The following is a 12,842-nucleotide window of genomic DNA, read 5'->3' as shown; positions in this document are numbered from 1 at the left end:
GAGAATTGCGATGACTTCAATCGTATTTATGGGGACGCCCGAATTTTCAGCCCCGATCTTACAGTCCCTTGTGGACACCGGGTATGACGTTAAGGCCGTTGTTACCCAGCCAGACCGACCAGTTGGCCGGAAACATGTGTTAACTGCCTCACCTGTCAAAAAGGTCGCTGTTGCCAATGATATTTTGGTACTGCAACCCGAAAAAATTAGCGGCAGTCCTGAAATGGCACAGGTGATCGATATTGCGCCGGATCTTATTGTCACTGCAGCGTTTGGGCAGTTTTTGCCGACTAAATTATTGAATTCAGTCAAGGTGGCCGCAATTAACGTTCATGCGTCCCTGCTACCGAAATACCGCGGCGGTGCACCAGTGCACTATGCGGTGATGAATAACGATGATGAAACAGGTGTCTCGATCATTTATATGGTTAAGAAGATGGATGCCGGTGACGTGATCAGTCAACAGGCAATTCCAATCGAGAAAACGGATGATGTTGGCACGATGTTTGATAAGCTGAGTATTTTGGGTCGCGACCTGCTGTTAGCAACGATTCCTAATATTTTGAGTGGCGATATTTCACCTATTGCGCAGGATGAAGGTAAAGTGACCTTTTCACCAACCATTAAGCCAGAACAAGAAGAAGTCGATTTCAGTTTACCCGTTGAACTCGTCGATGCTAAGATTCGCGGATTGCGGCCATTTCCATCGTCCTATATCGTCCTGGCTGGTATCCGGACGAAACTTTGGGACGTCACGGTTTTGGATGAAAAAACGGATCTATCAGCAGGAAAGGTTGTCCGTCGCGGCAAGCACGAGCTAGTGCTCTCAACTGGTCACCACGGCACGATTCAGATCAACCAGTTACAACCGGCGGGGAAACCAAAACAGACCATTACAGACTATTTAAACGGTACAGAGGACGCCTTAACGATCGGCGAGCAGGTGGTTGACCTATGACAACACCAGACACAAATCCGCGTTCCCTTGCAGTGACTGCGCTGATGCGCATTCAAAAGGGCGCTTATTCAAATCTGCAATTAAATCAGATGTTGGATGACACCCACCTTGATCCTCGCGATGCTAGTTTGTTGACGACGATCGTTTACGGTGTGATCCAACACCAATTAACGATCGATTACCAGCTGAAGCCATTTATTCAAAAACCAAATAAGCTTCAACCCTGGGTCAAGGTGCTCCTTGAAACGGCCATTTACCAGTGGCAATATTTGGAACGGGTGCCTAAGCGCGCCATTTTTAACGAAACAATTGATATTGCTAAAAAACGCGGTCATGAAGGCATTCGACGTTTTGTGACCGGCGTTTTACACCAGATGGATCGCAGCGGTCTGCCGGATCCATCTGAGATCACGGACCAAACACAACGGTGGGTCACTCAGTATTCCGTACCAGAATGGCTGATCACTTCTCTGTTGGATCAGCGGGGTGCTGAGAAGACTGAGGCCATTTTGAAGGTGATCAACCAACCCGCTAACCAGTCGGTGCGTGTCAACAGAACGCGGTTGACGGTGGCCCAGGCAACTGAGCAACTTCAGGCGGATGGGTATGACGTGACAGCCAGTGCAGTCAGTGAGAACGGTTTGGTTCTTAACGGCAAACCTGTGCTAACCACGCCGAACTATTTAAGCAGGGCGATATCACCATTCAAGATGAAAGTGCCATGCTGCCTGCTGAGAGTATGCACGTTAAGGCAAATCAGGAAATTTTAGATGCCTGTGCTGCGCCTGGTGGCAAGACCGTTCAACTGGCTGAAAGTGTCGACGAGTCTGCCGGCGGACAAGTGACTGCATTGGACATTCATCAGCATAAGGTTCGGCTGATCACGCAAAATGCTAAGCGAATGGGTGTCAGCGACCGGGTCGATGCCGTCACACTAGATGCTCGAAAAGTGGATGACATGTTTGCGGATGGGCTATTTGACCAAATTCTGGTCGACGCGCCCTGTTCTGGAATCGGTCTCGTTCGTCGTAAACCTGAAATTCGTTACGAAAAACAATTACGCGACTCTGAAGCGTTGGCCAAGGTGCAACTGGCAATTTTGAATGCTGTTGCCACCAAGGTGACAATTAACGGTATAATAACTTACAGTACCTGCACAATTTTAAATCAGGAAAATCGTGATGTCGTAGCAGCCTTCTTAGCCGCCCATCCCGACTTTGTTTCGCAGCGGGTACACACGGCTCATGATCTTAAAGCGGACCGTGAGACAGATTATTTAGAAATCTATCCGGATGATTACGGGTCTGATGGGTTCTTTATCAGCCAGTTCAAACGGATCCGGTGAACGGAGACATAAACATGCAAATTGCTTATCGAACAGCGATTGGTGAACGGCGTACCGACAACGAGGATAACGTTGGGGTGTTTACCAACCAAACTGGGGTTAAGTTAGCCATTATTGCGGATGGTATCGGTGGTAATCAGGGTGGTGACGTTGCGTCTGATATAGCGGTCTTTCACCTTGGTCACGCGTTTGAAAAATCAACGTTAACGGACTTTGATACCGCCTCGACATGGCTGCAATCCCAAATTGATGAAGAAAATTCAAATATTCGCGAACGTTCCCAGCAGTTTGTGGACCTGAAAGGGATGGGCACGACAATCGTGCTGGCGTTGCTGTTACCAAACGAGTTGATCGTTGGCAACATTGGCGATAGTCGCGCGTATCTGTTACGCCACAAGAAGTTTAACCAAGTAACAGAGGATCACTCACTTGTTAATGAGCTGGTCAAGCGCGGCGAGTTGTCCAAGCAAGCGGCCAAAGTGCACCCGCAAAAAAACGTGATCACGCGATCCTTAGGGGTGACGGATGCGGTTCAAATTGACTTGCACTACCTGAAATTAAATGCTAAGGACGTTGTGCTGCTCTGCTCAGACGGGCTGACGAACATGGTGAGTGATGATGACATCCAAGCGGTATTAAAGGGCCACGAGTCGTTGATCGACAAGTGTGACCGCTTGATTGCCATGGCCAATGAAGCCGGCGGTCTGGACAACATTACGGTGGTTATCGCCGATAATGGATCGGGGGTAGCTGACTAATGCGAGCAAACTATACATTAAATGGGCGCTATCGCATCATCCGTTCTCTGGGGGAGGGCGGCATGGCAAACGTTTATCTAGCGCACGATCTGATCTTGGACCGGGATGTGTCCGTGAAGCTATTACGGCTGGATCTTCGTGATGACCCAAAAATGATCAAGGGTTTTCAGCGTGAAGGACTTGCGGCAACAGAGCTTGTGCACCCAAACATTGTCAGCGTCTATGACGTTGGCGAGGAAAACGGCATGCAGTACCTGGTGATGGAATATGTGAAGGGGATGGATCTTAAAGCCTATATTCAAGAACATTTTCCGATTCCTTATCAGGAAGTCATCAACATTATGGAGCAAGTGCTCTCCGCTGTGCGGGTAGCACATGACCATAATATTATTCATCGGGATTTAAAGCCTCAAAACATTTTGATGGATGAAAATGGCGTGGCGAAGATCACCGATTTCGGGATCGCTGTTGCGCTGTCACAAAATTCATTGACGCAAACCAACACGGTGTTAGGTTCTGTCCACTATCTGTCACCGGAACAGGCCCGCGGTGGGATGGCCACAAAACAGTCTGATATTTATTCTCTGGGTATTATTCTGTATGAAATGCTGACAGGAACCGTACCGTTTAAGGGTGAGACGGCCGTTTCAATCGCTATCAAACATTTTCAGTCGGAGATTCCATCAGTGCGTGACTTTGATCCCCGAATCCCGCAAGCACTTGAAAACGTGGTGTTGCAGGCAACGTCAAAACGTCCTGAAGACCGGTATGACACCGTTAAGAGTATGGCGGATGATTTGGAAACCTCACTTTCACCACGGCGTGCCAGTGAGCCAAAGTTTGTGCCGGATCACGACTCAGATAATGGCGAAACGAAAGTGCTTGATAAAGCCGCATTGCAGTCGGAATTAGCCGCTCACAAAGTGGATGAGACCGATGAAAATGGGGTCAAGGTTGCCAAACCCAAAAAGAAGAAACGCCATCATCGCAAGCGGTGGTGGGCCGTCCTTATTGGACTGATCCTGCTTCTCGTCGCTGGAACGGTGTTTGCGTTTTGGCTTGGACGACCAAAATATGTTTCTGTTCCAGATGTGACTGGGATGACAGAAACGGCGGCCAAGGCTAAACTGTCTGATAAGAACTTGACGGTTAATAAGGTGACACACAAAACGAGTCGGCAGATCCGCAAGGGCCGGGTCATCAAAACGAATCCGAAAGCCAAGAAGTCGGTTCAGACACAGAGCAATGTGATGCTGACGTTGTCCAGTGGCCCTAAACTGGTCAAAATCGGTAACTACGTTGGGCAGTCCTATACGCGTGCAGCGTCTGTACTGCGGGCGAAGGGCGTCACCGTTAAACGGCAGAACCAAACGTCAAACGACGTCGCGGTTGGCACTGTCATGGCGCAGAGTACAACGTCTGGCACCCGAATCGACCCGGACAGCACCACGGTGACCTTCACCGTTTCTGCGGGTCAGCGGCAACTTACGCTTGCTAACTTAGTTGGGAAAACGAAGACTCAAATTCAGACGTATGCCAGCAAAGAATCCCTGAACGTTTCCTTTAACTACCGCTACGCAAGTGCAAAGAAGGACCGGGCAACCAGTCAGAGTCCGGCTGCAGGTAGTCTGGTGAGTGAAGGGACAACGATCGTCGTGACCTTGTCACGGGGACCAAAACCGACAACGCCGAAGATCGACGAGTTCAGTGTGACCGTTGATATTCCATTTGAGGCTTCGTCTGATGATTCAAGCAGCAACGCCACCGATGACAGTTCAGATTCTTCCGATACGAGCAGCAGCAGTTCAAGTGCTGTCTCAGCTACCAACGTCGTCCAGATCTATTTGCGTGATCAAGACCATAACTACCGCAGCGTCTACAAACAGTTGACGATTGCACAAGATACGCAGGTCAACTTGCCATTTGCCGTTGAATCCGGCAAGAGTGGTGGTTATAAAATCGTTCGCGACGGGAAGGTTATTTTATCTGACAATAACGTGACGAAAAATTCTCATTAATAGTTACTGCAATTTAAAACCAGTTCTTCTATAATATAGAGGAACTGGTTTTAAATTTATTTTGAGAGGTGGCGTTGATGTGGCGGAAGGCCAAATTCGACAATCTTTAAGTGGGTTTTATGATGTGGTGACTGACGATGGCGAGACGGTTCGGACCCGAGCACGGGGAAATTTCCGGAACCGTAAAATCACCCCGTTGGTTGGTGACCGAGTGACGTTTGAAGCAACTGATGGCAAGGATGGGTACATTCTCGAAGTATTGCCGCGACGTAACCAGTTACAACGACCACCAGTCGCAAACGTTGACCAGGCAATCGTTGCCACGGCAGTTAAGCAGCCGGATTTCACAACGAACTTGTTGGATCGTCAGTTATTGGCGCTTGAGATTGCCAATATTGAACCGGTGATCTACTTTACGAAAACGGATCTGTTAACTGATGCCGAGATGGCCAACTTTGACACTTTAGCTGCAGGGTATCGCAAGGCGGGGTTCCAAGTGATTTTGACGCGTGAACCGTTTAGCGACGCGGCGCTCACTGCTGTTAAGGCCGTGCTCAAGGACAAGGTGAGTGTCATCATGGGTCAGACCGGGGCTGGAAAATCGACGCTGTTGAACCATGTCGCGCCTGACTTAGATCTTGCGACTGGTGAGATCTCGGCAGCCCTCAATCGTGGGAAGCATACCACGCGGCGGGTGCAGCTCCTGACAGTTGCTGACGGTCTAATCGCTGACACACCAGGCTTTTCTTCGTACGAGGCGTTCTCATTAACCTCTAAAGAACTTGGCCAGTACTTTCCGGAATTCAAACGCGCATCAGTTGACTGCCGTTTTCGGGGGTGCGTCCACGTGAACGAACCAGGTTGCGCCGTTAAAGAGCAGGTCGCAAACGGCGAAATTATGAAAAGCCGTTACGATAATTATTTGCTGCTCTACCAAACCTTGAAAAATCAGAAACCAAATTATAAGAAATGAGGGACGATTCATGATTATTGCACCGTCAATTTTGAGTGCGGATTACGTAAATCTTCAAAAGAATATTGAAACTGTAGACAAGGCCGGTGCGGAATACCTGCACATCGACGTGATGGATGGCAACTTTGTGCCAGCCATTTCATATGGTCCGGGTTGGTTAAAAGCTATTCGGCCAATTACAAAGATGACCTTGGACGTTCATTTGATGGTCCAAAACCCAGAACGGTACGTGGAACAGTTTGCTGAAAATGGTGCTGATATCATTGGTGTTCACGTTGAAGCTACACCCCATATCCATCGGGCGCTCCAATTAATCAAGAACGCGGGTGCGAAAGCAGAAGTTGTGATTAATCCAGGCACCCCTGTGGAAGCCATCAAGCCGGTGTTATACATGGTAGACCAAGTGCTTGTCATGACCGTTAACCCCGGTTTTGGCGGTCAGAAATTCTTGCCTAAGACGTTAAAGAAGATCCAACAACTGGATCAGCTCAAGCAAACTGAAGGCTACGACTTTGACATCGAAGTTGATGGCGGGGTTAAGGCAAATACGATCAAGTCCTGTGCCGATGCTGGCGCAACCGTTGCCGTTGCTGGATCATACATTTTTGATGCCGATGATCCTGCTGGCCAAGTTGCAACGTTAAAGGAAGCGACTAAGTAGCATGAGCCATCTGAACTTGCTTGTGGGCGGACCCACCAGCGGATGGCCGGAACAACTCACCGCTGGCAAGGTCAGTGGTGATTGGATCGGGGTTGACCGCGGCACGTTGCGATTGCTTAAGATGGGGATAACGCCATTGGTGGCAATTGGCGATTTTGATTCCTTGTCTGCGGACGAGCTTCACCAAGTTAAAACGGCGGTTAGCGACATTCGTCAGGCCATTCCTGAAAAGGATGAAACAGATACTGAATTGGCCGTTACGGTGGCTTTGAAGGAGTTTCAGTACGACCGGTTGGATATTTATGGTGCAACGGGGGGTCGACTCGACCATTTCCTAGCCAATCTCTGGCTGGTATTAAAACCACGATACCGTGACTTTGCCCCGCAGATTCGCTTCATTGACCAAACGAATACGATCACGTTCTTTTTACCAGGGGATTACACCATTAAAAAGGAAGCTGATAAGAAGTATTTGGCGTTTATTCCACTCGAAAAGGTGGATGGCCTGACGTTGGTCGACGAAAAGTACACCCTCGATCACGAGAATGTGCCGTACCCAATATCGTATGCAAGCAATGAGTTTGTGGGCGAGACGGGTCAGTTTTCGTTTGAAAGTGGGCTGTTGGCGGTGATTCAGTCTAAAGATTAGCCTGTTTCGCAAGGCTGCCACTGCCTTGCGAACACATATTGACCAAGTCAAATAGTGACACGAAATCAAGCCTTATTGACCGTGTCGTAACCAACACAAACCGTAATAGAGAAAAAAAGCGCCACTAGTCATAACGACTAGGGCGCTTTTTAATGGTTTTAAAATAATAAACCAAACAAAAAAAGCTTGGCTAAGCCAAACTTTTTTGATTAAACACGGGTCACTTTGCCTGACTTTAAAGTCCGAGCTGAGATCCAAACCTTCTTAGGCTTGCCATCAACTAAGATACGAACTTTTTGTAAGTTTGGCTTCCATGCACGACGTGATGAGTTCAGGGCGTGAGAACGCTTGTTACCAAAGTGCGTCCACTTGCCACTAATGAAATCTTTTGCCATGGGTAACATCCTCCTTCAAGACTTATCTAAAATACGTTGCTTTAAGCTCACTAAAACAATTTATCATACCCGTTTTAGGAATGCAATAGTTTTCTTTCAAGTAGAAATACTTGACAGTCAAAATTGCCGGTATAATAGGGTTTCAGAATTTTTAAATTTAGCGGTCTTTTCCAATGAAAGCTGTATTCAAACTAGTCCGTTGTGCAAAGGTCATAACGGTGTGTTGTGCTCTTTGCCGAATGTTACTATTATGACCGATTTTAGGAATTCGGGCAAGTGATTTTGAGATTTTTTACGGTGTCCTTTTGTGAAACAGTGGGTTATTTCAGTTGAGTTGTCCTGTTCGGTGATTCAAAGATGGCATTTCGACAGAAGATGGTATAATAGTCGTGATGTTGGGGGATATTAAAACCTAGTTTATGCGGAAAAGCGGATTTTGAGGGTGGTAGTTTAGCTGATTTTCGTTGGCAAGATGGCTGACAGCTAAAGTGTGTTGGTGTTGGGTGCAGGTTGAGGGGATTCTTAGCTCGGCTTTTTGGCACCAGGCATTCAGGGCTAAGCAGCTGGAACACGAACCTAGGTCTGTGTTTCCATCGGTCTAATTTTTTTCTAAGGGCATTGTCACTTTGCGCGTTGCCTTCATGGCGTCGAAACGTGCTCCCAAAGGCAAGGGGCTCCTGTATAAGGGGTCTAACACCTAAAATCCCGAACTTGGATTTTAGGTGTTAGACCCCTTATAGGCCGCCCCTTAAGCGCCTTTTTTCCGCACTCTTTATTTTTAATCCCCACCAACATGTGTTAATATAAAATATCGTTAAGACTAGGACTACAAGGAGGCTGCGTTCAGATGGCCGTTAAAATTAAAACACCACATGGCTTGATCGACATTGACAACGATGTGATTGCAACCGTTGTGGGTGGTGCTGCTACTGACAACTATGGGGTTGTTGGCATGGCTAGCAAGAATCAGATTCGCGACAACGTAAATGATATTTTAAAGCGTGAAAACTACGCTAAGGGTGTTGTTGTGCGTCAGGAAGAAAATGGTGTGGCGGTTGACGTTAATATTATCGTCAGCTACGGCACTAAAATTTCAGAAGTCTCACGAACTGTTCAGTCAAAGGTTAAATATAATTTAGAAACGATGCTGGGCATCACTGCAAATTCCGTGAACGTTACGGTGCAGGGTGTTCAAGTATTAGCTGACTAGTGGGGCGAGGAGGATCATGTTGTTGCAAACAAAGAAAATAACGAATCGTGAATTCGCTAAAATGGTCGAGGCAGCGTCTGCTTTCCTGGACCAAAACGCTGAATTCATCAATTCCCTAAACGTTTTCCCCGTTCCAGATGGTGATACAGGGACAAATATGAGCCTGTCTTTGGACAGCGGTTTAAAGTATTTAAATGATGAAACAAGTACGTCCGTTGGTGCCTTAGCAACTGCCTTAGCTAAGGGACTTTTAATGGGGGCACGCGGAAACTCCGGGGTGATCTTATCACAGATCTTCCGGGGCTTTTCAAAGAGCACTGAGGGCAAGGATGAGTTGTCAGCCACTGATTTGGCCGATGCTTTTGCTGCGGGTGCTGAAACGGCCTATAAAGCCGTTATGAAGCCGACGGAAGGCACAGTCCTCACCGTTGTCCGGGAAGCTGCTAAAGCGGCCCGTAAGACGGCAGCACGCGACGATAACATCGTTGCTGTGATGGATGCCACCTATGAAGCTGCTAGTGACGCCTTAAAGACAACACCAGATCTGTTGCCTGTATTGAAACAGGTCGGTGTCGTTGATTCTGGTGGTCAGGGATTGACTTTTGTGTTGCAGGCGTTTGACGACGTGTTAAACGACCGTGAGATCAAGGTTTCAGCAACGCACAAGCCAAATACCAATGAGATGGACGAAATGATCGATGCTGAACACCACCGTAGTGTTCAGGGCAATATTGATCCTAACAGTATCGTTTATGGCTACTGCACGGAGATCATGGTTCGAATCGGTAAGGGTAAGCAGGTGGATCATCCATTTGATTACGACGAGTTCTACCAATATTTGGCTAACCTAGGTGACTCACTGTTAGTGGTCAACGACGACGAGATCGTTAAAGTCCACGTGCACACTGAGCATCCGGGCAAGGTGCTCGCTTGGGGTCAAGAATTCGGTGACCTCGCTAAGGTTAAAGTCGATAACATGCGACTTCAACAAGAGACCATCATGGAAAAAGACGAAGCCAACGATGATGCAGCTGCTGAAACGGCACCAAAGGAAGCACCAGAAACAGCAATCATCACAATTGCTGCCGGCGATGGCATGAAGACGTTGTTTAAGAGCCTTGGTGCGACCACTGTGATCAGCGGTGGGCAAACCATGAACTCAAGTACGCAGGATATCGTGGATGCTATTAACCAAAGCGGCGCTAAACAGGCCATTGTGTTGCCTAACAACAGCAACATTTTCATGGCTGCTGATCAGGCGGTCGAGGCCGCCGACGTGCCAACGGTGATCGTCCACAGTAAGTCGATCTCCCAAGGGATGACCGCCATGCTTGGCTTTGAACCTGATCACACCAATGAAGAAAACCAGAAGGCTATGGAAGAAAATTTGACCACGGTCACTGGCGGCGAGGTGACCCACGCGGTTCGTGATAGCCACGTGGATGGGTTTGACATCAAGAAAAACGATTTTATGGGGTTAATTGACGGTAAGATTGCCGTTGTTGGCAAGACGCTGCAGGAGACTGCCAAGCAAATGGTCGCTAAAATGCTGGATGAAGACAGCGAGATCGTCACGATCATTTACGGGGCCGACGCCAATGAAGCTGAAGCCAATACGTTGTCTGAGGCGGTTAGCGACCTTGATGATGAGTTGGAGGTTGAAATTCACGAGGGTGATCAACCGGTATATCCATTCGTTGTCTCAGTTGAATAAAAACTGAATCGTAACGATGTTCAGCATCTTGCTGGACCGAAAGGCGAATAGCAAACAATTGGCGGGCAGCCTGCGGTTTGTTATTCGCCTTTCATGCCACACACACATAGAAAAGGAGGTCATGACGGTGGCGTTAACCGATTCTGTGAGTACGTTGCCAGGGGTGGGCCCAAAACGGGTCGATGCCTTGGCAGCGCTTGGTATCACTGATATTGCCTCACTATTGACCTACTATCCTTTTCGCTATAACGATATGCGGGTTAAGAATTTAAACGAGATCCAGGACCAAGAACAGGTCACCTTAAAGGGCGTCGTTGCTGCGCCGCCAACCATTGCGCGGTTTGGTCGTAAGAAAACACGATTGAATTTTCGGTTGCTGATTGACCATGACGTCGTACCGGTAACTTTCTTCAACCAACCATGGCTGCAAAAACAGATCACAGTGGAAGAGCCAATCATGGTCTACGGGCGGTTTGACGCCAACCGCAAACAGCTTAACGGGATGAAGATCTTAGCCAGCGGGAATGCTGATCCAATGGCCTCGGTCTACCCAAGTAACAGCGGCATCAGACAAAAAACGATTCAGCAGTTGGTACAAGCCGCGTGGGACCAGTACCATGATGAGATCACAGACCTCATCCCGGCACCGATTGCGACGCACTATCGCTTGCTTGATCGCCAGCAAATGATTCATGACATGCATTTTCCAGAGACGCTGGCGGCAGCTCAGGCAGCGCGTCGCAGTGCGAAATTTGAAGAGTTTTTTCTCTTTCAAATGCAGTTGCAGCAGTTAAAACACCAGGATAAAACTCAATCTGGCGTGCCGATCGCATACGATAATGAACAGGTCACAGCGTTGACGCAGTCATTGCCCTATGAACTGACGGGGGCACAGAAGCGGGTCGTCAATGAGATCTGTGCTGATATGAAGCGGCCGTTCCACATGAACCGGTTGTTGCAAGGCGATGTTGGGAGCGGGAAAACGGTCGTCGCAGCAATTGTGATGTACGCTGCCATTACTGCCGGCTTCCAAGCGGCACTGATGGCACCGACGGAAATATTGGCGGAGCAGCATGCGAATAATCTGCAGGCACTCTTCGAGGGCTTTCCAGTTAATATCGTTATACTAACTGGGTCGACGAAGCCGGCGGTCAGAAAGGAAATTTTACCGCGAATTGAAAGCGGTGAACTCAATTTGATCATTGGGACGCACGCGTTGATTCAAGACACCGTTCAGTACCATAAACTCGGGTTGGTCGTGATCGATGAGCAACACCGGTTTGGGGTCGGTCAGCGGCAGGCACTCCGCGAAAAGGGTGACAACCCTGACGTGCTGGCAATGACCGCAACGCCGATCCCCCGAACCCTCGCGATTACAAGCTACGGGGAGATGGATATTTCCGTCATTGATGAACTGCCGGCTGGTCGCAAACCAGTATCGACATACTGGATCAAAAGTACGCAGATCGACTCGGCGATTCAATTCGTTACGGGTCAACTTCAGGCAGGCCATCAGGCATACGTGGTCACACCGCTGATTGAAGAATCTGAGGCGGTTGATATGAAGAATGCGGAAGCCATTTATGAGCGGTTCTCGCAGTACTTTGCGCCGAAATATCAGGTCGGTTTATTGCACGGCCGGATGAAAAATGAGGAAAAAGAATCGGTCATGGCAGCGTTTAAGAACCAGGAATTTCAGGTTTTAGTGGCCACGACCGTGATCGAAGTCGGCGTCGATGTTAAAAATGCGACCGTCATGTTTATCTATGACGCGGATCATTTCGGCTTGTCGCAACTCCATCAGTTACGCGGCCGGGTCGGCCGGTCAGACCAGCAGTCCTATTGCATCTTGATTGCGGACCCTAAGAATAAGAATGGGGTGCAGCGGATGCAGGTCATGACCCAGACAAACGATGGTTTTGTGCTTTCTCAAAAGGACCTCGAGTTGCGAGGCGCGGGCGATGTGCTTGGTAAGAAACAGTCCGGGGTACCCGATTTTAAAGTTGGTGACCCCGTGGCTGACCTCACCATGCTGAGCGTTGCGCAACAGGAAGCTAAGCAGTTGAGCGACCAGAAAGACTGGGCACAACAGCCTGAAAACAATGCGCTAGCTGACTACATGAAACAAAAAGAACGCACCACTTATTTATTTGATTAACCA

10 protein-coding genes and 1 pseudogene are annotated in these 12,842 nt (G+C 48.5%); 10 read left to right on the top strand and 1 reads right to left on the bottom strand.

Features of this window, described 5'->3' with window-relative positions; genetic code table 11:
• The first annotated feature begins 10 nt into the window (after positions 1–10).
• The 7 genes and pseudogenes from fmt to AYR61_RS12675 all read left to right on the top strand — a co-directional run bounded on the left by fmt (position 11) and on the right by AYR61_RS12675 (position 7,362).
• The gene (fmt, locus tag AYR61_RS12705) at positions 11–958 is read left to right on the top strand and encodes a methionyl-tRNA formyltransferase (protein WP_054707057.1); all 948 of its coding nucleotides are present in this window, start codon (positions 11–13) and stop codon (positions 956–958) included.
• Positions 955–2,303 (top strand): annotated as a pseudogene (gene rsmB, locus AYR61_RS12700) (16S rRNA (cytosine(967)-C(5))-methyltransferase RsmB). Before fmt ends, rsmB begins: the two are co-directional and overlap by 4 nt.
• 14 nt (positions 2,304–2,317) lie before the next feature.
• Positions 2,318–3,061 carry a Stp1/IreP family PP2C-type Ser/Thr phosphatase gene (locus AYR61_RS12695; RefSeq protein WP_054707060.1) on the top strand — a complete coding sequence of 248 codons (744 nt, stop codon included), beginning with the start codon at positions 2,318–2,320 and terminating at the stop codon, positions 3,059–3,061.
• Positions 3,061–5,079 carry a Stk1 family PASTA domain-containing Ser/Thr kinase gene (gene pknB / locus AYR61_RS12690; protein ID WP_065903332.1) on the top strand — a complete coding sequence of 673 codons (2,019 nt, stop codon included), beginning with the start codon at positions 3,061–3,063 and terminating at the stop codon, positions 5,077–5,079. The genes AYR61_RS12695 and pknB overlap by 1 nt, the downstream gene beginning before the upstream one ends.
• A gap of 79 nt (positions 5,080–5,158) precedes the next feature.
• Positions 5,159–6,052: a ribosome small subunit-dependent GTPase A gene (gene rsgA, locus AYR61_RS12685; protein WP_065903329.1), complete on the top strand. Its 894-nt coding sequence runs from the start codon at positions 5,159–5,161 to the stop codon at positions 6,050–6,052.
• 10 nt (positions 6,053–6,062) lie between these two features.
• Positions 6,063–6,713, top strand: a complete 651-nt coding sequence (gene rpe / locus AYR61_RS12680; protein ID WP_065903327.1) for a ribulose-phosphate 3-epimerase — start codon at positions 6,063–6,065, stop codon at positions 6,711–6,713.
• A gap of 1 nt (position 6,714) precedes the next feature.
• A complete protein-coding gene (locus AYR61_RS12675) occupies positions 6,715–7,362 on the top strand; it encodes a thiamine diphosphokinase (RefSeq protein ID WP_054707064.1) in 648 nt (215 codons plus the stop codon).
• Between the two features lie 209 nt (positions 7,363–7,571).
• On the opposite strand, the gene rpmB is transcribed toward AYR61_RS12675, so the two are convergent.
• The gene (gene rpmB / locus AYR61_RS12670; protein ID WP_065903325.1) at positions 7,572–7,757 is read right to left on the bottom strand and encodes a 50S ribosomal protein L28; all 186 of its coding nucleotides are present in this window, start codon (positions 7,755–7,757) and stop codon (positions 7,572–7,574) included.
• Between the two features lie 847 nt (positions 7,758–8,604).
• Here rpmB and AYR61_RS12665 point away from each other — a divergent pair.
• The 3 genes from AYR61_RS12665 (at position 8,605) to recG (ending at position 12,839) form a co-directional block, all read left to right on the top strand.
• Entirely contained in the window at positions 8,605–8,967 is a 363-nt protein-coding gene (locus AYR61_RS12665) for an Asp23/Gls24 family envelope stress response protein (protein ID WP_054707069.1), read from the top strand.
• 22 nt (positions 8,968–8,989) lie between these two features.
• Positions 8,990–10,681 carry a DAK2 domain-containing protein gene (locus AYR61_RS12660; RefSeq protein WP_065903323.1) on the top strand — a complete coding sequence of 564 codons (1,692 nt, stop codon included), beginning with the start codon at positions 8,990–8,992 and terminating at the stop codon, positions 10,679–10,681.
• A 121-nt stretch (positions 10,682–10,802) separates the two neighbouring features.
• The gene (gene recG / locus AYR61_RS12655) at positions 10,803–12,839 is read left to right on the top strand and encodes an ATP-dependent DNA helicase RecG (RefSeq protein WP_065903321.1); all 2,037 of its coding nucleotides are present in this window, start codon (positions 10,803–10,805) and stop codon (positions 12,837–12,839) included.
• The last annotated feature ends 3 nt before the right edge of the window (positions 12,840–12,842 follow it).

The sequence above is a fragment of the Secundilactobacillus paracollinoides genome (genome assembly GCF_001702155.1).
Lineage (GTDB): Bacteria > Bacillota > Bacilli > Lactobacillales > Lactobacillaceae > Secundilactobacillus > Secundilactobacillus paracollinoides.
Note: the sequence above shows the minus strand (reverse complement) of the source record. Positions and strands in the feature narration are given on the sequence as shown.